Below are 21,421 nucleotides of genomic sequence, written 5' to 3'. Positions count from 1 at the left end.
TGTTAACGCTTCTTCTTTTTCTTCCCTTTTTTCGGAAGCCCTTTATTATTATAAAAAGGTTTCTTATCTTTCTTTTTCTTCTTTTTCCCGTCATCTTTCTTATTGGAAAAACCTTTGGATCGATCACTTTTGGCCTTGATCATTTCCGGTCTTGCTGATCGTTCACGAGGCTTCCGAGGTTTCATCCCGACAATTTCAAAATCAACGACTCGCTCTTCGATGTTGACGTTCGCCACTCGGACGGTGAGTTCATCACCGATACGGAACACGTTTCCTGTACGTTCTCCGATCATGGCATAGTTTTTATCATCGAAGCGGTAGTAATCGTCGGTCAGATAACTGACGTGAACGAGACCTTCTACTGTATTATCGAGTTCTACGAACAGCCCGAAGCTTGTTACCGAACTGATGACACCTTCGTACTCTTCCCCGATTTTATCAAGCATGTATTCCGCTTTCTTCAGATCATCCGTTTCGCGCTCAGCATCAACAGCTGCACGTTCCATTTCCGATGAATGGCGGGCAATTTCAGGCATGTTATCTTTCCAGTGATTACGCGTTTTCGGATCCAATTTCTTTTCGACTAGATACGTCCGGATCAGACGGTGGACGATCAAGTCTGGATAACGTCTGATCGGAGACGTGAAGTGAGTATAGAAATCGGTAGCAAGACCGAAGTGCCCCAGACTCTGAGGATCATATTTCGCCTGCTGCATCGAACGAAGCATCAGCTTGTTGATGATCATTTCCTCTTGGGTACCTTCCACTCGATCCAGCACCTTTTGCAACGCCTGAGGGTGGATGTCATTCTCTGTCCCTTTGACTGCATAACCAAGGTTCGCAATGAACTCGAAGAAATGCTGAAGCTTCGCTGGATCAGGATCCTGGTGGACACGATGGATGAACGGTACTTCCATCCAGTGGAAATGCTCGGCCACCGTTTCGTTTGCTGCCAGCATGAACTCCTCGATCAAACGTTCTGCAATGGATCGTTCACGGATGACGACATCATTCGCTTTTCCTTCTTCATCCACAAGCACTTTCGCTTCTTTGAAATCGAAGTCGATCGCTCCGCGCCCCATCCGCTTCTTCCTTAACGTAGCGGCTAATTTGCCCATGTTGACGAACATCGGAATCAGGTCGCTGTAGCGCTCCATCAGTTCCGGATCCTGGTCTTCCAGAATCTTACGGACATCGGAGTAGGTCATTCGTTCATTTGTTCGAATCACACTCTGGAAAATTTCATGATTGACGATTTCCCCACTCGAATCGATCTCCATTTCACAGGATAGCGTAAGTCGATCGACCTGAGGATTCAAGGAACAGATTCCATTCGATAGACGGTGAGGAATCATCGGAATTACCCGGTCAACCAAGTAGACACTTGTTGCCCGTTCTCTTGCTTCCTGATCGATCGGTGATCCTTCTTCCACATAGTAACTGACATCCGCAATATGGACGCTCAATTTGTAGTTCCCATTGTCCAATTCTTTGACGGAGACTGCATCATCCAAGTCCTTGGCATCCGCCCCGTCGATAGTGACAATTGTCTCCTCACGCAGATCGCGTCGGTTTTTGATTTCCTCTTCCGAAATCGTCTCAGGCGTCTGTTTCGCCTGCTCCAGAACTTCATCCGGGAAATCGATTTTGATGCCATGTTTATAGATGATGGAAAGGATATCGATGCCCGGGTCATTTTTATGCCCGAGGATTTCAACGATCTCCCCTTCTGCACTCATTCGTTCTTCAGGGAACTTCGTGATGTTGACGATGACCTTATGTCCATCGACCGCACCGTTGGTTGCACTCTTCGGTATGAAAATATCATTCGGTATCCGTTTGTCATCAGCAACGACGAAGCCAAAGTTCTGACTCCCCTGGTACGTTCCCACAACTCGCCCTGTCGCACGTTCAAGGATACGAATGACCGTCCCCTCCGGGCGTTGGCCGGATTCATCCCGCTTCTCGACACGGACCATGACCTTATCATTGTTCATTGCCGAATGAAGGTCCGAATGATGGATGTAGATATCATCTTTTCCCTCTTCATCAGGGATCAGAAATGCAAAACCTTTCGCATGCATCTGGATACGTCCCCGGATGAGGTTCATTTTCTCTGGTAAACCGAACCGATTCTTCCTCGTCCTTACCAGCTCGCCCTCTTCTTCCAATTCATTCAATGATTTCATCAGGTCAGTGAAGTCCCCGGCTTCATCGAGTTCTAGCGTTTCTTCCAATTCTTGTACAGATAAAGGCTTCGATGCATTCTCTTGGAAAAAATTCTTGATTTGGTTCTTCAATTCGTTACTCAAAACGCTTCCTCCTCCTTCATACAATCCGGCTTCCCCTGACCTTGTTCCTTAAAATACTCAAGACCAGTCCAGTGATTCCAGGAATTCGAGCACATCTTCATGCAGCTGCTCTTTTTCCTTATCCATCGTAATCACGTGGCCGGAGTTTTTATACCATTTAAGATCCTTTTGATCTGCTTCCACTTTTTCATAAATGTAGGTTGCACTTTCTGTATTGATCATTTCATCATTCTCAGCCTGTACGACGAAGGTCGGGGCGTAGATGTGATCGATCTTGTCATGCACTTCCTTGATGAAGCCACCCAGTTGCTTGAACATATCTTCAGACTGCGCAAGCAGCTCCTTGACTTCTTTTTCGATAGTTTCTTTATCTTTTCCTTCCAATTGCTTATATTGTTTCGCTTTGTACTGGAAACCTTGCGTCAATTGTTCTTCATTATCGAAAAACATTGGAGAACACATCGGAATGATCCCTTTGACAGGCTCTGAATAAGCAAGCTTCAATCCGAGTACTCCACCTAATGAAAGACCAGCAATAGCAATTTTTTCATAACCCAGCTCTCTCAGATGGTTCATTGCTTCATTTACATCTTCCCACCATTGGTCCGGATTTGCCTTGATCAATTCTTCAGGCGGCAGGCCATGCCCCCGGTAAATCGGTGCATGACTCGTGTACCCATGCTTTTGCAGAAAACGCCCAAGCATTCTCACATCCGCAGAATGTCCTGTGAATCCGTGTAGTAATAATACCGCGCGCTCTCCCTCTTCAAACGTAAATGGTTGTGGTTGTTTGATTTTCATGTTCGTCTCTCCTTATCCATGTATTTCCCTTTTATGCATGTTTTCATTCTGAATTCGTCTATGTTTTTTACACCATTCGACCCATATCATCATATCATAGCCTTTTTCAAAATGAGAAAAGCCGCGCTTTCATCAGCGCGGCTTCTTTCAATAATTCATTTGATTATGCGATATAACCTACAAAGAATGCGAATACGAAGAACAATACTCCTGTAACTACTGTTGCACGATGAAGTACAGCATCGATTCCACGTGCCTTCTGTTTACCGAATAATTGCTCAGCCCCACCGGAAATCGCTCCGGCTAGACCAGCGCTTTTTCCTGATTGAAGTAGTACGAGAACAATCATTACGATCGTATCAATCGCCAATAACGTAATTGCGAGTGTTTCCATGTGTGACCCACACCTCCTAAAAAAACGCACAAGTGCATAGTGATAATTTAGCATAACTCGACCCATTCATCAAGAAGATTCAGATAATGTGAGGATAAATGTTAAGCATATTCCTCTGTTGAGAATAGATGATTGATTGTGAAAGATTATTATGATAGTTTTTGATTGAAAATGATTGTTTTTGATTGATTTATGAAAAGGCTTCATTTAAGATGGAAGTAGTTCATGAAAGGGGGCAATCTGATTGCTCACACCTGATCGTCATCAAATCATACTTGAATTATTGAATCAAAAAAATACGGTTAAAATACAAGAACTGGTGGAAGCAACCAATGCCTCAGAGTCTACGATCCGTCGTGATCTCGACCAGCTCGAGAATAACCGGATGCTGACCAGGATTCATGGAGGTGCTTCACTTAGAGTACCGACAAATGAAGAGCTTACAATGCAGGAGAAATCGACGAAGCATTTGAAAGAAAAGCTCGCAGTTGCAACGTATGCAGCAGACCTAGTTGAAGATGGAGACTGCATTTACCTTGATGCAGGCTCGACAACTTTTGAAATGATTCCCCATTTAATCAATAAAGATATCATCGTCGTCACAAACGGCCTCGATCATATGAACTTGTTGACGGAGCTGGACATCCGCACTTATGTACTGGGGGGTCAGATTAAGACAGTAACACGAGCCATTATCGGTAGAGAAGCAGAACACAGTCTTAAAGGCTATCACTTTGATAAATGCTTCCTTGGTATAAATGGTGTGCACGCAACCAACGGTCTTACCACACCGGACCCAGAAGAAGCAGCCATCAAAACGGCAGCACTTCTCCGGTCAGAAGGACGATGGGTACTCGCTGATCGTTCCAAATTCCATCGAACGACGTTTGCGAAAGTGGCTGACCTTGAAGAAGCAGCAGTCATTACGAACGATTCGATCGATGCAATCGAACAATTCAAAGAAAAAACTGAAATAAAGGTTGTGACATCATGATCTATACATGCACCCTCAACCCATCGATCGACTACATTATGCACGTCGATCATTTTGAAAATGGTGGGTTGAACCGAGCGACAAATGCATTCTATTACCCTGGTGGAAAAGGTATCAATGTTTCCCGTGTGATGAATCGGCTTGGCACAACGACCACTGCCCTGGGATTCACAGGGCAATTCACTGGTGAATTCATTAAAAACTTCCTCGATCAGGAAGGCGTTGCTCATCAGTTCATTGATACGGAACAGTACACAAGAATCAATGTCAAACTGAAATCAGACGTTGAATCTGAAATCAACGGTCCAGGACCGGAGCTGTCAAATAACCATCAGTCGCAGCTGCTGAACCAGATCGAGCAGCTGACGTCTGAAGATATCCTTGTAGTTGCAGGAAGCGTGCCATCCTCTTTGCCAGAGGATTTTTATAACCGAATCGCGGCGATTTGTACAGAGAAAGACATTTCACTTGCAGCAGATACATCTGGAAAAGCATTGAAGCAGCTGATTGGTGAAAAAGTATTGCTTTTGAAGCCGAATCATCACGAACTTGGACAACTGTTCGATACTCAAATTGAATCACCTGAAAAGGCAGCTTACTTTGCAAAGAAACTCGTAGATCAAGGTGCACAGCATGTCATTGTTTCCATGGGCGGTAATGGTGCAGTATTCGTCGATCAGACGCATGCCTGGTTTGCCAATGTACCAACAGGATCTGTCAAGAATTCAGTCGGTGCCGGTGACTCGGTCGTCTCCGGTTTCCTTACCGCCTATACGAATGGACGTACATTGGAAGAGGCATTCAAATATGGAGTTGCATCAGGAAGTGCCACAGCTTTTCAGGATGACTTATGTGAAAAAGAAGATGTTGAACGTCTTTTGCCAGAAATAAAGGTTGTACCGATTACTTAAAGGAGGGGAATAACAATGAGAATTACAGACTTGTTGAAGAAAGACACGATCCTGTTGAACCTTTCTTCAACGAATAAAGAAGACGTCATCGATGAGCTTGTTACGAAGCTGGATGACGCAGGACGTCTTAACGATAAAGAAGGCTTCAAACAGGCGATTTTGAACCGTGAAGAACAAAGTACGACCGGAATCGGCGAGGGAATTGCCATCCCTCACGCCAAAACCAATGCGGTGAAAGAACCGGCGATTGCCTTCGGCCGCTCAAGCGATGGATTGGATTATGAATCCCTGGACGGACAACCGACCAACCTGTTCTTCATGATCGCTGCTTCTGAAGGCGCGAATCAGACACACTTGGAGACATTATCCCGTTTATCTTCATTCTTAATGGATACGAATTTCCGAACTAAACTGGAAGAAGCGCAAACTGAAGATGATGTGATGGAAGCGATTAATGCAAAAGAAGCAGAAGATGCTGACGAGGAAGAAGAAAGCTCTTCCGATTCGGAAAGCAGAATCCTTGCCGTAACTGCTTGCCCGACAGGAATCGCGCACACCTATATGGCTGCTGATAAATTGAAAGAAACGGCAAAAGAGATGGGTATCAATTTGAAAGTCCAGACGAATGGCTCAAGCGGTGTTAAGAACCGTCTCACCGAACAGGACATTGCAGAAGCAGATGCAATCATTGTTGCAGCAGATACGAAGGTTGACACTTCAGGCTTCAAAGGAAAACCTGTAATTGAAGTGCCGGTCGCAAAAGCGATCCACGAACCGAAAAATTTACTGGAGCGCGCAGCGAAAAAAGATGCACCGATCCATCAAGGTGACGGAGGATCGAAAGAAAGCTCCGGCAGTGAAGAGAAAGGCCGTACAGGCGTGTACAAACATTTGATGAACGGTGTTTCCAACATGCTTCCATTCGTTGTCGGTGGTGGTATCCTGCTTGCGATATCCTTCATGTTCGGCATCGATTCGGATAACCGATTTGCAGAGATGCTTGGGATTATTGGCGGTGACAACGCCTTCTTCCTGCTCGTTCCCGTACTCGCTGGTTTCATTGCATCCAGTATCGCAGATCGTCCAGGCTTCGCTCCTGGTATGGTCGGTGGTCTGATCGCGATAACGACTGGTGTTGAAGATGCAGCAAACGGATCTGGTTTTCTAGGTGGTCTGATTGCAGGTTTTCTTGCTGGTTACTTGACGCTTGGAGTTAAGAAAGCTTTGGAAGGCCTACCTGCAATCCTGGACGGTTTGAAGACGGTATTGTTCTATCCGGTACTTGCGATCTTCGGAACAGGAATGATTATGCAGTTGATTAACCCTCCACTGACACAGCTCTACACAGGTGTGCTGGGCTGGTTAGAAGGATTGGGTGGAACGAACCTTGCAATCCTCGGATTGTTGCTTGGAGGAATGATGGCTGTCGATATGGGTGGCCCAATCAATAAAGCTGCCTATACATTTGGACTTGCAATGATTGATGCCGGCAACTATGAATTCATCGCTGCAATCATGGCCGGTGGAATGGTTCCTCCACTCGCAATGGGAATTGCCACTTTAATGTTCAAGAACAAATTCACGAAACAGGAACGTGAAACAGGTAAAACTGCTTTGCCGCTTGGTGCATTTTTCATTACAGAAGGAGCAATTCCATTTGCAGCAGCTGATCCAGTACGTGTCATCCCATCGATGGTAGTCGGTTCTGCGATTGCTGGTTCACTCTCTATGGTGTTCGGAATCGGTTTACAGGCCCCCCACGGTGGTGCAATTGTATTCCCGCTTGTAACCGGAGGTTGGTACTTGTACACCTTGGCGATTCTAATCGGTTCATTTATCAGTGCAATCATTGTTGGATTCTTGAAAAAAGACCTTAGAAAAGCTTAAAATAGACTAGTTAGTGGAATTGTATAAAGACAAGAACTTTTGAGGAGGAATTACTATGACTGAACAGACATTTACAATAACTTCAAACGATGGTGTACACGCTCGTCCAGCTACTGTACTTGTACAGAAAGCAGGAAACTTCGAATCTGACATCAACCTTCACTACAAAGAGAAGGCGGTCAATTTGAAATCCATCATGGGAATCATGAGCCTTGGTATCCCTGCTGGAGCAGAAGTGAAAATCACTGCAGAAGGTAAGGATGAAGAAGAAGCAATCCAAACACTTACAGATACAATGAAAAACGAAGGCCTGGGGGAATAACAACATGAGTAACATTCAAGGTATTGCAGCTTCTAGCGGAATCGCGATCGCAAAGGTGTATCCTCTGGAAGCTCCAGACCTATCCTACAACAAGAGTAAAATTGACAATCCAACAGATGAGGTCACTCGCCTGCATGAAGCACTGGACGTTTCCAAAGGTGAATTGGAGAAGATCAAAGCACATACGAAAAAGACGCTTGGTGATGAGCATGCCGAGATTTTTTCCGCACACCTGCTTGTATTGAGTGATCCAGAGCTGATCCAGCCGATCGAAGACAAGATCAAATCCGAAAACGTCAATGCAGAAGCAGCACTTGATGAAACGGCAAATATGTTCATCGACATGTTCAAAAATATGGACAATGAATACATGCGCGAACGTGCTGCAGACATCCAGGACGTAACTAAACGTGTCATGGCACACTTGCTTGGCGTGACCTTCCCTGATCCTGCGTTGATCAATGAAGAGGTTGTCATCGTAGCTGACGATCTGACTCCTTCAGACACTGCACAGTTGAATAAGCAGTACGTCAAAGGGTTCACGACGGATATCGGTGGACGTACGTCCCACTCTGCGATCATGGCCCGTTCACTCGAGATTCCTGCAGTTGTAGGAACAAAAGAGATTACGAAAACTGCTAAGAAAAACGATATGATCATCGTAGATGGCATCGATGGTGACGTCATCATCAACCCTACGGAAGAACAAATCGCTTCCTATAAAGAGAAAATGGAGAACTTCGAGAAGCAGAAGCAAGAGTGGGCGAAATTGAAAGATGAACCTACGAAGACTGCTGAAGGTGAACATGTGGAGCTTGTAGCTAACATCGGTACACCAGATGATGTCGAAGGTGTCCTGAACAATGGCGGCGAAGGTGTCGGCCTTTACCGTACAGAGTTCCTTTACATGGGTAAAAGCCAGCTTCCAACCGAAGAAGAGCAGTTTGAAGCATACAAGAGTGTGCTGGAACAAATGGGAGACAAGCCTGTCGTTGTCCGTACATTGGATATCGGTGGCGATAAAGAGCTTGACTACCTTGACCTTCCTCATGAAATGAACCCGTTCCTAGGCTACCGTGCGATCCGCCTGTGCCTGGAGCGTGACGATATTTTCCGTACCCAGCTTCGCGCCCTACTTCGCGCAAGTGTCTATGGTAATTTGAAAATCATGTTCCCGATGATAGCGACGTTGGAAGAATTCCGTGAAGCTAAGAACATGCTTGAAGAAGAAAAAGTGAAGTTGGCGGAAGCAGGTACGGACGTATCTGATGAAATCGAAGTCGGTATGATGGTAGAAATCCCTGCCACTGCCGTATTGGCTCGCCAATTTGCTAAAGAAGTCGACTTTTTCAGCATCGGTACAAATGACCTGATCCAATATACGATGGCTGCAGACCGTATGAACGAACGCGTTTCATACTTGTACCAGCCATACAACCCGGCAATTCTGAACTTGATCAACAATGTCATTGAAGCTGCTCACGCAGAAGGCAAATGGGCTGGTATGTGTGGCGAGATGGCTGGAGACGAAATCGCCATTCCAATCCTTCTTGGACTTGGACTCGACGAATTCAGCATGAGCGCAACCTCCATCCTGCCTGCTCGTACGCAGATCAAGGACCTTTCCAAGAAAGAATTGGCTTCGTTCAAGGAAGAGATCCTTTCCATGGGAACAGCAGATGAAGTAGTCGCTTTCGTAAAGGAAAAAACTAAATAACAGTAGTTTTATTTCACGATTTGTGGCAAACTAATGATGAAAAAAGAAGGGATATTTTATCCCTTCTTTTTTTGAAATTATTTTATTAAGGTGTGATGACATGACTACAAGTACAGTCATTTTAATCGTATGTATTCTTATTGTTCTAGGTATTGCAGCAGCATTCGGAATCGCCATCAACTCCGGTTATAACTACAAACACAAAGTCGATCCGCTACCGGATGAGAAAGAGGATCAGAATAAGTAGGTTGCCGGTAAATTGGGTGAAGTCGCCGGTAAATCGGCATTGTCGCCGGAAAAATTGAAAACTCGCCGGTATTTCCGAAAACTCGCCGGAAACCGCCCCATCAATCCATCAATCAATAAAAGATAGTTTGTGATGCATCGGTGTACGAGCCTTTGCACGCGGGATTTTATCCGGATAACCCATTTGAAGGATCGCTACAACTTTGTCCTGATTATGGTCCAATCCAATTGTACGCAAAAATTCCGGATCATTGATGAGTGGTGGCGATGTCCACAGTACGCCTACCCCTTTTTCCCAAGCAGCCAGCTGGACGTTTTGGATGAATGCACAAACAGCAGCATAATCTTCTTCATAAAAATGAGGGTTCTCTTTATTCCGCTTCATATGGATCACAGCATGATGCGGTATGGACGTAATGTATTTCTTTATACCTTCAATCACCTGTCTTTCCTTCGCAGCATCCGTATAGGTTTCAAAATACCCCATCCGTCTATAGCTTTCGATCGTCGCATCTGCGATTTCAGCAATTCCATTCTCCTGGTACATGAAAACATTCCAAGGCACCACCATCCTATGGGTGGGTGCCCACGATGCCGTTTCAACTATATCCATCAAAGTTGACCTGTCGACAAGCTCAGGTTTGAAAGTATGAATCGATCGCCTGCTTTTTATCGCTTCTTCCACGTTCACTGGAACCTCTCCCCTTTGTACTCATTCCCACCGGAACGGTCCTGCCAAGTCATAACCGATATAGAACGCTAATTCCCGTGCAAAAAACGGCACTTTCGTATCCATCGATTGATATTGTGTATATGGCGTAGGACTGCCATCTGCATTCATCCCAAGGTGCTGTGCCATCATCGCGCCTCGTTTGGCATGGAATGGATCACTCACAATCAGAAAATCATCCAATCCAAGCTTCTCAGCAACTTGCTTGGCATTCTCCAGATTCTGTTCGGTCACTTGGGAGGTGTTTTCTATGAGGACGTCTTCCTCTGGAATCCCTCGCTCAACCATGAAAGCTCGCCCTACTTCTGCTTCTGAGAAACGGGATCGTGTCCCTTTTCCACCAGTGACAATCAGCTTGTCTACTTTTTCATCTTTATACAGGTCGATAGCATGCTGAAGTCTACCTTCAAATACAGGCGATGGTTTTCCGTTCCATTGTGCCGCTCCAAGGACGATTGCTGCATCTGCATGCTCCCCATTTTTATGGTCTTCATATGTCCACATCGAATAGCCTGTAAATCCCACATATACGAGAAATACTAAAAAAATGATCCCCATCAATTTCTTAATCATTGCTCTCACCTTTACTTTTATCTATAAAAAGAAAAACCTCTCTGAAATATATCAGAGAGGTTCAAGTTTGTGCAACCTTATTTGTTCAGGTTGTAGAATGCCATGTCGCCAGCATAGACAGCTGTACCAAGCAGCTGATCTTCGATACGAAGAAGCTGGTTGTACTTCGCTACGCGGTCTGTACGGGATGGTGCACCAGTCTTGATTTGACCAGCATTTGTCGCAACTGCGATGTCTGCGATTGTCGCATCTTCCGTTTCACCGGAGCGGTGGGAGATGACTGCAGTGTAGCCTGCCTGCTTCGCCATTTCGATCGCTTCGAACGTTTCTGTAAGTGTACCGATCTGGTTCACTTTGATCAGGATGGAATTACCGATACCTTCTTCGATTCCGCGGCTAAGCTTCTTCGTGTTTGTAACGAACAGGTCGTCACCAACAAGCTGCACGCGGTCGCCGATGCGCTCTGTAAGCTTCTTGAATCCGTCCCAGTCGTTTTCATCCAAGCCATCTTCAATGGATACGATTGGATATTTATCAACCATCTGTTCATACCAGTCGACCATTTCTTCTGAAGTACGTACGACACCTTCACCTTTCAAGTTGTACTTGCCATCTTCAAAGATTTCAGATGCAGCAACGTCCATCGCAAGCTGTACTTCTGTTCCCGGCTTGTAGCCAGCAGCTTCGATCGCTTCGATGATTGTGGACAATGCTTCCTCGTTAGACTGAAGGTTCGGAGCGAATCCACCTTCATCACCAACAGCTGTGTTGTAGCCTTTGGATTTCAATACTTTCTTCAAGGAATGGAAGATTTCCGCACCCATGCGAAGCGCTTCACGGAAATCAGGCGCACCAACTGGCATGATCATGAATTCCTGAATGTCAACGTTGTTGTCCGCGTGTTCCCCACCATTTACGATGTTCATCATCGGTGTTGGAAGTGTCTTCGCGTTGAAGCCTCCAAGGTATTTGTACAATGGAAGACCTACAAAGTCAGCTGCAGCGTGAGCAACTGCCATGGATACACCAAGAATTGCGTTAGCACCCAACTTACCTTTGTTTTCTGTACCATCAAGTTCCATCATCAAGTAGTCGATGACAACTTGCTGTGTAACATCTAGACCTAGAAGCTCTGGTCCTATTTTTTCATTTACGTTTTCAACAGCCTGCTGAACACCTTTTCCAAGGTAACGGTCTTTGTCTCCGTCACGAAGTTCTACCGCTTCGTATTCACCTGTAGAAGCTCCACTTGGTACTAGTGCAGTACCGAATGCGCCGCTCTCTGTATAAACTTCTACTTCAATTGTTGGGTTACCACGGGAGTCAAGTACTTCACGTGCGTAAACATCAGTAATATATGGCATTCAAAATCTCTCCTTTTAATGAAAAGTTATTTTTTGATCAGGGTTTTCCCTGTCATTTCTTTTGGCTGTGCAACTTCAAGCAATTCGAGTAACGTCGGGGCAAGGTCGCCAAGGATGCCACCATCTCGAAGCTCAATGCCTTCCTTCGTTACGATTACCGGAACAGGGTTTGTCGTATGCGCAGTCATCGGATTGCCTTCTGGCGTGATGACTTCATCAGAGTTACCGTGATCGGCAGTAATGATGGCATGTCCACCCTTTTCTTCGATTTTATCAATGATTTTACCGAGACATTCATCAACCGTTTCAATCGCTTTAATCGTAGGTTCCAGCATACCTGAATGTCCGACCATATCCGGATTGGCAAAATTGAGGATGATTGCATTGTGCTTGTCTGCGTCCAGTTCCTGCAGCAATGCGTCCGTTACCTCATAAGCACTCATCTCCGGTTGCAGATCATACGTCGCCACTTTCGGAGAATCGATGAGGATGCGCTCTTCCCCAGGAAACTCCTGTTCACGACCGCCACTCATGAAGAAGGTGACGTGCGGATACTTCTCTGTCTCTGCAATCCGCAATTGTTTCATATCATTCTGGGCCAATACTTCACCCAACGTATTGTCGAGATTCACTGGTTCATAGGCAACAAATCCATCCACCGTCTCACTGAATTGCGTCAGGCAGACGAAACGGATATCTTTTGGTGCTTTTTCACCGCGATCGAAATCACGGAAGTCTTCGTTCGCGAACGTACGGGAAATCTGGATCGCACGGTCCGGACGGAAGTTATAGAAAATGATCGAGTCTTCATCTTCGATTTTTGCTGTCGGATTCCCTTCGCCATCGGTAATAACGGACGGCAGGACGAACTCATCATAGATTTCGTTTGCATAGGAATCTTCGACGACTTCCATCGCAGTTGTGTACTTAGGTCCATCACCATACACCATCGCGTCATAAGACTTTTTCACACGGTCCCAGCGTTTATCGCGGTCCATGGAATAGTAACGGCCGGAAATGGTAGCGAACTGACCGACGCCAAGTTCCTGCATTTTCTCTTCTGTCTGCTTGATGAATGTTTTCGCAGACTGCTGTCCGACGTCACGCCCATCAAGGAAGCCATGTACATATACCTTCTTAAGCTCAAGCTTAGCGGCCATTTCCAACAAGGCGAACAGGTGCTCAATATGACTGTGTACGCCACCGTTGGATAACAAACCGAACAGGTGTAATGCCTTATCATTATCTTTCGCATGCTTCATCGCTTTCAGGAAGGATTCATTTTCATAGAAATCCCCTTCACGGATGGACATGTTCACTCTCGTCAAGCTTTGATAAACGATGCGACCTGCACCGATATTCAAGTGTCCGACTTCAGAGTTCCCCATTTGCCCTTCCGGCAGACCTACGGCTTCACCACAGGCAGTCAGCTCGGAATGCGGGTACTTGTTCCAAAGACGATCGAAGTTCGGTGTATTCGCCTGCTTAACCGCGTTCCCTTTTTCTTCATCACGCAGCGCATAACCATCAAGGATGATCAGTGCTGCAAGCTTGTTGTTACTCATGCTTTACCTGCCTCCACAAGTTTCAAGAAAGAATCTGCCTCAAGGCTTGCTCCGCCTACCAATGCTCCGTCGATATCGGATTGCGCCAACAGTTCTTCAACGTTCGCAGGTTTCACGCTGCCACCGTACTGGATACGTACCGCTTCAGCTGCATCAGCAGAAGCAAAATCCTTCACAACGCTGCGGATGTGTGTGCATACTTCGTTAGCATCTTCAGAAGAAGCTGTTTTTCCAGTTCCGATTGCCCAGATTGGTTCGTAGGCAATGATTACTTGCTTGATCTGATCTTCACTTAACCCTTCCAAAGCTTTCTTCACTTGTGCTTTGACGTGATCCATCGTCTCATTCGCTTCACGCTGGTCAAGCGTTTCACCGACACAGACGATCGGAGTCAGGTCATGCTTGAATGCAGCATGTACTTTCTTGTTTACATCTTCGTCCGTTTCACCGAAAATTTCACGGCGCTCGGAGTGGCCTAGTACAACATAAGAAACGCCAAGGTCCTTCAGCATACCTGGGCTGACTTCACCTGTAAATGCGCCGCTCTCTTCGAAGTGCATGTTCTGTGCACCGACTTTAAGCGCTGTCCCTTCCGTTTCCTTCACTAACGTATGAAGGAATGGGAACGGCGCACAAACGACGGATTCGACTTGCTCTTTAGAAGGTACTTCACCTTTAGCTGTTTGAACGAAGTCGACTGCTTCTCCGTGCAATTTGTTCATTTTCCAGTTACCTGCAATCACATTCTTACGCATATACATTCACCTCTTCGAATTATTTATCATTCAGTAATGTTACGCCAGGAAGTTCTTTCCCTTCCATGAATTCAAGGGAAGCTCCTCCACCAGTGGATACGTGATCCATCTTCGCTGCATAGCCGAATTTCTCGACTGCTGCTGCAGAGTCTCCACCGCCGATGACGGAATAGCCCTCTGTTTCAGCAAGTGCAGCTGCTACAGCTTTCGTTCCATTTGCAAAAATCTCGTATTCGAACACACCCATCGGTCCGTTCCAGATGATAAGCTTGGAGTCTTTTACAACCTCCGCGTACTTGTCACGCGTAGCAGGTCCGATATCCAACGCTTCCCAATCTGCCGGAATGCTGTCGATTGCGACTTTCTCGGTGTTCGCTTCACGGGAAAAGTCGTCTGCTACGATGACATCTTCCGGCATCAGGAAGTTGACACCATTGGCTTCTGCCTTTTCCATGAACTGTTTCGCAAGGTCGATTTTATCTTCTTCAAGAAGGGATTTCCCAACTTCATAGCCTTTCGCTTTAAGGAAAGTGTAGGCAAGTCCTCCACCGATGATCAGGTTATCGACTTTATCAAGCAGGTGATCGATGACGCCAATTTTATCTTTGACCTTCGCGCCACCAATGATTGCAGTGAACGGACGCTCCGGATCAGAAAGAGCTTTACCTAATACGTTAATTTCCTTTTCCATCAAAAGTCCAGCTACTGCCGGCAGGTGTTCTGCAACTCCTGCAGTAGACGCATGCGCACGGTGGGCCGCACCGAATGCATCGTTTACGTAAACATCTGCCATGTCAGCGAATGCTTTCGCAAGCTCTGGATCATTCTTTTCCTCTCCCGGATGGAAGCGGACGTTTTCAATTAACAGCACATCGCCATTTTCCATTTCAGAGATAGCCTGGTTGACTTCATCTCCAAATACTTCATCTGTCTTGGTCACAGTCTGTCCAAGCAGGTCGCTTAGACGCTTTGCTACGGCATCAAGACGAAGCTCCTCGTTCACTTCCCCTTTTGGACGGCCAAGGTGGCTCGCCAAAATCACTTTCGCGCCATCTTTGACAAGATGAGCAATTGTAGGAATTGCCGCTTTGATCCGAGTATCGTCAGTAACTTCGCCACCGCTCATCGGAACGTTGAAATCTACACGGCAGAAAACTTTCTTCCCTTGTACTTCCACGTCTTTGATCGTTTGTTTATTCACGGGATGAGGACCTCCTTTTGTATTGTCAGCTTCATGAAAGCTGAATAATCTTTTCCACAACTTCCATTATATAAAAGAAAGCTACTAAAGAAAAAGAATCTCTTAAATTGTCAGCTGATTGTTAAGTAATAGTCATTTGGACAGTGAGAAAGGAGGAGGATTTATGGACCTCCTCCTTTTTCATTGTCTTCTATGAGTCCTTTAATATACTCAGATATTAAAGTCCTTTTTCTTTAAGGAATACAGCTAGGTCGACACAACGGTTGGAGTAACCGAACTCGTTGTCGTACCAGGAAACGACTTTCACCATGTTGTCTTCCAAAGTCATTGTAGAAATCGCATCAACGATGGAAGAGTGCGTGTTTCCATTGTAGTCGCTGGATACAAGTGGTTCTTCACTGTAGCCAAGGATTCCTTTCAATTCACCTTCAGCAGCTTCTTTGAATGCTGCGTTAACGTCTTCTGCTGTAACGGTCTTATCCAACTCAGCAACAAGGTCGACGATGGATACGTTCGCTGTTGGTACACGCATTGCCATACCGTTCAACTTGCCATCCAACTCTGGAAGTACTTTAGCAACTGCTTTTGCAGCTCCAGTAGTTGTCGGGATGATGTTCTGTGCTGCTGCACGTGCACGACGGTAGTCTTTGTGCGGCAGGTCAAGGATCTGCTGGTCGTTCGTGTAAGAGTGTACAGTAGTCATCATACCGCGCTTAAGACCGAACTTGTCGTTCAATACTTTTGCGAATGGTGCAAGACAGTTCGTTGTACAAGAAGCGTTGGAAATTACGTGGTGGCTTCCAGCATCATACTTGTCTTCGTTTACACCCATTACTACTGTGAAGTCTTCTTCTTGTGCAGGTGCAGAAATGACAACTTTCTTCGCTCCAGCATCAAGGTGTTTCTTAGCGTCTGCACGCTTTGTGAAGCGGCCAGTGGATTCGATGACGATTTCTACACCAAGATCTCCCCAACCAAGCTGCGCAGGATCTTTTTCGGATAGTACTTTGATTTCTTTGCCGCCAACAACAAGGTTGGAGCCGTTCACTGTCACTTCTTCTTCCAAAGTACCGTGAACTGTATCATATTGTAAAAGGTGAGCTAGCATATTAGCATCTGTCAAGTCGTTTACAGCCACTACCTCAACGTCTTCATTTTTTAAAGATGCACGGAATACGTTACGTCCAATACGTCCAAATCCGTTAATACCAATTTTTACAGTCATTCTGAATTCCTCCTTGGATTGTGTTACTAAAATTTATTTAAAGGGAAGTATCCCTTAAAAGCTGTTGTGCAGCACCTTCATCGGTGATCAGGACGTTGCTTTGCCCTGGTTTGAAATACGAGGCGATCGCCTGAGCTTTAGACTTTCCGCCTGCGACTGCGATGACGTGCTTTGAGCTCGACAGGTCTTCCAATTGAAGGCCGACCGTACGAACCTTATGGACAATTTCTCCCTGCTGATCGAAGTAATAGCCGAAAGCTTCGCCTACTGCATGTCCGTCAGCAATCTTTTCTATCTGCTCTTGCGGGGTCTTTCTTCGTTCTGCCATCGTCAGCGCCTCTCCAATTCCATGGATGACGACTTCAGCACTTTTGATATAATCCAGCACTTCCCTGACAGATGGTTCTTCTGTGATGATATGATAGGATTCCTCACTCAATGGATCAGGTACATATAATAGACGGTATTCGCCTCTGGCTTTGTTCGCCATTTCCGCACAGATGGTATTTGCCTGGTTCTCTACTCTTTCTCCAAGCCCGCCTCGTGCAGGAACGAATAAGCAATGTTCCGCTTCAGGCAACGGCTTCATCATCTTGGCAACAGCAGCCATGGTGGAACCACCAGTGATTGCTACAGTTTGCCCCGAATGAAGCACACCATTCAAATAATGGACACATGCTTTTCCCATTTCTTGTTTTACCCAATCCAGCTCATCACTATCACCAGGAACGATCAGAACATAATCTAGCTTTAATTTATCCTTTAATTGATTTTCTAAAACCCTGACACCTGACACTTCTTTAATGAATGCCGCAAGCTGCTCGAGTACGGCATGTCCTTCCAAAGTCAGTTTCATTCCTTTTGATGTGATATCGATGAATCCCTGCTGATTGAAAAAATCCACTTCCGTTCGGATCGTGCGCTCTGCCATTTCTATATTCTCGGCAAGCCCTCTTCTTCCGATCGGCTCCATCAGCTGGATATAATGTAAGATTTGATATCTGCGCTGCATCACATCTAGCAGTTCAGGGAACAATTTTTTTTGCAGGTCCACTAAAGCTCTCACGGAAAAAAGCTCCTTTACTGAATGAATCTCACTCATGCGGGATAACTTCTGTCCCGGTGCGTCATATTCCGTCCCACGAAGAGCAAAAAAATATTTTCTACAGTTCACATATTAACAGTACCCGTTTACCCGCACAAGTAAAACCTATGATTTTTCTAATGTAAACGCTCTCTTAATGAAATCAAGTCAATTTCCTTGTAATAGAGCAGTTCACCGTCGATTTCTACGACAGGGATTTCAATCATGAATCGCTGCAGCAATGCTTCGTCTGATTCGATATCCTTTTCTATCATCTCAAATTCATGGTCGGATTGCAGTAGATCCAGCAACACTTTCACTTCATCGCATAGACAGCAATTTTCCCTCATATAAAGAATGACTTCTTTCATTGCGAACATTCCTCTCTTAACGTGTGTCATCTTCCTCTATATTATACAAAATAAAAAAACGGCTTGTCACCAAACACTTATGGCGAAAGCCGGGCTTCTTCTATACTTTACTTTATTATTAGGGTACAAAAAAGGGCGTCATGATGCACGCCCCTTGTTATCATAAAAACCTCGATCGATTTTTTTACTTTTCGTTTCCAGAAAACGTGACAGCTCCTCGCCGGCCCGTTGGACAGAACTTCTTTTGATCGATGCGTAATTGAATGAAATTTTGCGTTGTTCAGCCATATCGAATATATGGATGCGTCGATCTCCTGATACTTTCTCTGTCCCCATGATCGTGTAACGAAGTATTTTCGTAGTAACACCCCATTATTTTAAAGTACAGATGCTTTCTTATCTGTTCTCTAATCATAACATGTATTACCAGTAATAGAAACAACCGTTCGATATGTAATGCTATTTTAATATATGTTTTTCTAATAATCCCCACTCCAAGTTATACAGGGGTTTTACAGGAGTTGAGCAATGATTAGTCGATGGATAGTAGCTTTCCTGTGAGACTCTCTCCAATTCCCCACGACCCCATTTAATTAATAATAGCACTCCTATCATTATTATAAGAAAGGAAAGTATCCGCAGCTTGATCAAAATCTATCAATAATAGAAACAAAAAACCCCCACGTGCTCTCAATAGCACGTGGGGGTTTTTATGAGCGCACCCGAGAGGATTCGAACCTCCGACTGACGTAGAACCGGAATCTACCGCTCTATCCAGCTGAGCTACGGGCGCAAGATGACATGCATTACATATTATAAGCACTCCACCATAAAAACGCAAGATGTTTTCTTTTCTCTATTTATTTTTGAGAAAAAAGAGAAAAAACTCTTAATTTTCAGAAATTATGTATAATGTTACACAAATGTTAATTAAGATTCATGTTTGTTACAGGAGGTTCCCTATGAATGGTCAAGAACCAATACTGGAAGTAAAAGATGTACATACCCATTTCTTCACGAAAAACGGGACCGTCAAGGCGGTCGATGGTGTCAGCTTCAGTGTAAAACCAGGAGAAACATTAGGCATAGTCGGGGAATCCGGTTCAGGAAAAAGTATCACAGCAATGTCGATTATGAACTTGATCCCTTCTCCACCAGGAAAAATCGTATCAGGAGATATTCTGTATAACGGTGAGAGCCTGTTAGCCAAATCACAGAAACAGATGCGGAAGATTCGCGGAAAGGAAATCTCGATGATTTTCCAGGATCCGATGACCTCTCTGAATCCGGTTTTCACGGTCGAGAAACAGATGGTTGAAACGATTCGCACCCATGAAAAGAAAACGAAGGAACAGGCACGAGCGAGAGCAGTCGAGCTGCTTGATCTTGTAGGAATTCCAAGCCCTAAGGAGCGTCTGAGAAACTACCCACATGAATTCAGTGGTGGAATGAGACAACGGGTGATGATAGCGATGGCGCTCGCTTGTAACCCGAAGGTGCTGATTGCGGACGAACCGACCACTGCACTGGACGTTACCATCCAGGCACAGATTCTGGATTTGTTGAACAAGCTTCAAAAAGAACTCGGAATGGCGATCATCATGATCACCCACGACCTTGGGGTCGTTGCAGAAGTATGTGACAGGGTGATGGTAATGTATGCAGGAAAACCTGTCGAGTTTTCCGAAGTGAATGAACTGTTCAGCGAACCGAAGCATCCATACACATGGGGATTATTATCTTCCATCCCGCAAATCAAGGAAAGGAAAGACAGACTGGAAGCGATTCCTGGTCTTCCACCTGATTTACGGAATTTACCGACAGGGTGCAGCTTTGCACCACGGTGTGCCCATGTCAAAGAGGAATGCCTGCAGGTCGATCCTGCATTGACCGAAGAACAGCAGAACCATTTTGTTCGATGCCTGCTGTATGAGCAAGGAGAGAAGGTGAGCATCCATGAGTGAACTGTTACGTGTAAAAGGATTGAAAAAACACTTTCCTATTTATAAAGGGGCGCTTTTCCCTAAACAAGTCGGAGCAGTAAAAGCAGTCGATGGCGTGTCTTTCTCCGTGAAAAAGGGTGAGACACTGGCGCTTGTAGGTGAAAGTGGGTGCGGAAAGTCGACGACAGGCCGTACCATCCTTAAGCTGTTGGATCCTACGGAAGGGCAAGTGTTCTATAAAGGAAAAGACATCACCAACGTCAAAGGTGAGGAACTACGCCAGCTACGAAAAGAGATGCAATTGATCTTCCAGGATCCATATGCATCGCTGAACCCACGTAAAACGATTGAAAAAACAGTGACCGAACCGATGAAGATTTTCGGTATCGATAAGGAAGAAAGACAGAAGCGGCTCGATCGGCTGATGAATGTCGTCGGCCTCGATACGTATCACAAGTCGCGTTACCCACATGAATTCAGTGGCGGTCAACGTCAGCGGATCGGAATTGCCCGGGCGTTAGCATTGAATCCGGAACTGATCATCTGCGATGAGCCTGTTTCCGCGCTTGACGTATCCATTCAGGCCCAGGTCATCAATTTGCTGGAGGATCTACAGAAGGAATTCGATTTGACGTATGTTTTCATCGCTCATGATTTGAGTGTCGTTCATCATATCAGTGACCGGGTTGCAGTCATGTACCTTGGTGAAATCGTAGAAACAGGTGAAGTGGAGGAGTTGTACAACGATCCGAAGCACCCATATACACAGGCTCTGCTTTCATCGATTCCTGAGGCGAAACCGAATCAGGAAACAGATCGAATCATCTTACAAGGTGACCTTCCTTCCCCTTCCAATCCACCTCAAGGGTGTAAATTCCATACGAGGTGTCCGATTGCGGAGGAAGTATGTAAGCATAAACGCCCTGTCTTGAAGCAGATTCCTGGTCAGGAACATGAAGTAGCTTGCCATTTAGTTAAGGAGGTGGTTGAAGACATAGAACCAACGCATGTCTGATACTTAGTTCC

20 protein-coding genes and 1 tRNA gene are annotated in these 21,421 nt (G+C 45.4%); 8 read left to right on the top strand and 13 right to left on the bottom strand.

Going from position 1 to position 21,421, the window contains the following annotated elements; translation table 11 throughout:
* Nucleotides 1–2: 2 nt before the first annotated feature.
* The 3 genes from rnr to secG form a co-directional block, all read right to left on the bottom strand.
* Complete coding sequence (gene rnr / locus ACFQ2J_RS14590; RefSeq protein ID WP_386061997.1) at nt 3–2,312, bottom strand: ribonuclease R; 2,310 nt, start codon at nt 2,310–2,312, stop codon at nt 3–5.
* A gap of 57 nt (nt 2,313–2,369) precedes the next feature.
* On the bottom strand, nt 2,370–3,113 hold the full coding sequence (locus ACFQ2J_RS14585) for an alpha/beta hydrolase (protein ID WP_386061994.1): 744 nt from the start codon (nt 3,111–3,113) through the stop codon (nt 2,370–2,372).
* A gap of 163 nt (nt 3,114–3,276) precedes the next feature.
* Entirely contained in the window at nt 3,277–3,507 is a 231-nt protein-coding gene (gene secG / locus ACFQ2J_RS14580) for a preprotein translocase subunit SecG (RefSeq protein ID WP_386061991.1), read from the bottom strand.
* Nucleotides 3,508–3,751: 244 nt separating this feature from the next.
* On the opposite strand from secG, the gene ACFQ2J_RS14575 reads away from it, so the two are divergent.
* The 6 genes from ACFQ2J_RS14575 to ytzI all read left to right on the top strand — a co-directional run bounded on the left by ACFQ2J_RS14575 (nt 3,752) and on the right by ytzI (nt 9,585).
* Nucleotides 3,752–4,501, top strand: coding sequence for a DeoR/GlpR family DNA-binding transcription regulator (locus ACFQ2J_RS14575; RefSeq protein ID WP_386061988.1), 750 nt, complete (start codon nt 3,752–3,754; stop codon nt 4,499–4,501).
* Nucleotides 4,498–5,412 (top strand): 1-phosphofructokinase, encoded by a 915-nt coding sequence (gene pfkB / locus ACFQ2J_RS14570; protein ID WP_386061985.1) that lies wholly within the window; start codon nt 4,498–4,500, stop codon nt 5,410–5,412. The genes ACFQ2J_RS14575 and pfkB overlap by 4 nt, the downstream gene beginning before the upstream one ends.
* A gap of 15 nt (nt 5,413–5,427) precedes the next feature.
* Nucleotides 5,428–7,299, top strand: coding sequence for a PTS fructose transporter subunit IIABC (locus ACFQ2J_RS14565; protein WP_386061982.1), 1,872 nt, complete (start codon nt 5,428–5,430; stop codon nt 7,297–7,299).
* 55 nt (nt 7,300–7,354) lie between these two features.
* Nucleotides 7,355–7,621, top strand: coding sequence for a phosphocarrier protein HPr (locus ACFQ2J_RS14560; protein ID WP_386061979.1), 267 nt, complete (start codon nt 7,355–7,357; stop codon nt 7,619–7,621).
* A gap of 4 nt (nt 7,622–7,625) precedes the next feature.
* Nucleotides 7,626–9,338, top strand: coding sequence for a phosphoenolpyruvate--protein phosphotransferase (ptsP, locus tag ACFQ2J_RS14555; protein ID WP_386061976.1), 1,713 nt, complete (start codon nt 7,626–7,628; stop codon nt 9,336–9,338).
* 100 nt (nt 9,339–9,438) lie between these two features.
* A complete protein-coding gene (gene ytzI / locus ACFQ2J_RS14550; RefSeq protein ID WP_386061973.1) occupies nt 9,439–9,585 on the top strand; it encodes a YtzI protein in 147 nt (48 codons plus the stop codon).
* Between the two features lie 108 nt (nt 9,586–9,693).
* Here the strand turns inward: ytzI and ACFQ2J_RS14545 are convergent, their stop codons facing one another.
* The 10 genes from ACFQ2J_RS14545 to ACFQ2J_RS14500 form a co-directional block, all read right to left on the bottom strand.
* Nucleotides 9,694–10,275 (bottom strand): nitroreductase family protein, encoded by a 582-nt coding sequence (locus ACFQ2J_RS14545; protein WP_386061970.1) that lies wholly within the window; start codon nt 10,273–10,275, stop codon nt 9,694–9,696.
* Between the two features lie 21 nt (nt 10,276–10,296).
* A complete protein-coding gene (locus tag ACFQ2J_RS14540) occupies nt 10,297–10,887 on the bottom strand; it encodes a YdcF family protein (RefSeq protein WP_386061967.1) in 591 nt (196 codons plus the stop codon).
* 77 nt (nt 10,888–10,964) lie between these two features.
* The gene (eno, locus tag ACFQ2J_RS14535; protein ID WP_386061964.1) at nt 10,965–12,251 is read right to left on the bottom strand and encodes a phosphopyruvate hydratase; all 1,287 of its coding nucleotides are present in this window, start codon (nt 12,249–12,251) and stop codon (nt 10,965–10,967) included.
* Between the two features lie 26 nt (nt 12,252–12,277).
* Entirely contained in the window at nt 12,278–13,816 is a 1,539-nt protein-coding gene (gpmI, locus tag ACFQ2J_RS14530; protein WP_386061961.1) for a 2,3-bisphosphoglycerate-independent phosphoglycerate mutase, read from the bottom strand.
* Nucleotides 13,813–14,571 (bottom strand): triose-phosphate isomerase, encoded by a 759-nt coding sequence (tpiA, locus tag ACFQ2J_RS14525; RefSeq protein ID WP_386061958.1) that lies wholly within the window; start codon nt 14,569–14,571, stop codon nt 13,813–13,815. Before tpiA ends, gpmI begins: the two co-directional genes overlap by 4 nt.
* Before the next feature lie 19 nt (nt 14,572–14,590).
* Entirely contained in the window at nt 14,591–15,772 is a 1,182-nt protein-coding gene (locus tag ACFQ2J_RS14520; RefSeq protein WP_386061955.1) for a phosphoglycerate kinase, read from the bottom strand.
* Nucleotides 15,773–15,989: 217 nt separating this feature from the next.
* Nucleotides 15,990–16,997: a type I glyceraldehyde-3-phosphate dehydrogenase gene (gene gap / locus ACFQ2J_RS14515; protein WP_386061952.1), complete on the bottom strand. Its 1,008-nt coding sequence runs from the start codon at nt 16,995–16,997 to the stop codon at nt 15,990–15,992.
* Between the two features lie 37 nt (nt 16,998–17,034).
* Complete coding sequence (locus ACFQ2J_RS14510) at nt 17,035–18,063, bottom strand: sugar-binding transcriptional regulator (protein ID WP_386061950.1); 1,029 nt, start codon at nt 18,061–18,063, stop codon at nt 17,035–17,037.
* 155 nt (nt 18,064–18,218) lie between these two features.
* Nucleotides 18,219–18,452 (bottom strand): glutaredoxin family protein, encoded by a 234-nt coding sequence (locus ACFQ2J_RS14505; protein ID WP_386061947.1) that lies wholly within the window; start codon nt 18,450–18,452, stop codon nt 18,219–18,221.
* A gap of 717 nt (nt 18,453–19,169) precedes the next feature.
* Nucleotides 19,170–19,245, bottom strand: a tRNA-Arg gene (locus ACFQ2J_RS14500).
* 169 nt (nt 19,246–19,414) lie between these two features.
* On the opposite strand from ACFQ2J_RS14500, the gene ACFQ2J_RS14495 reads away from it, so the two are divergent.
* Nucleotides 19,415–20,416: an ABC transporter ATP-binding protein gene (locus ACFQ2J_RS14495; RefSeq protein WP_386061945.1), complete on the top strand. Its 1,002-nt coding sequence runs from the start codon at nt 19,415–19,417 to the stop codon at nt 20,414–20,416.
* Entirely contained in the window at nt 20,409–21,410 is a 1,002-nt protein-coding gene (locus ACFQ2J_RS14490) for an ABC transporter ATP-binding protein (protein ID WP_386061942.1), read from the top strand. The genes ACFQ2J_RS14495 and ACFQ2J_RS14490 overlap by 8 nt, the downstream gene beginning before the upstream one ends.
* The last annotated feature ends 11 nt before the right edge of the window (nt 21,411–21,421 follow it).

This window comes from Thalassobacillus hwangdonensis (genome assembly GCF_042675915.1).
Taxonomy (GTDB): Bacteria; Bacillota; Bacilli; order Bacillales; family Halobacillaceae; genus Thalassobacillus_A; species Thalassobacillus_A hwangdonensis.
Note: the sequence above shows the minus strand (reverse complement) of the source record. Positions and strands in the feature narration are given on the sequence as shown.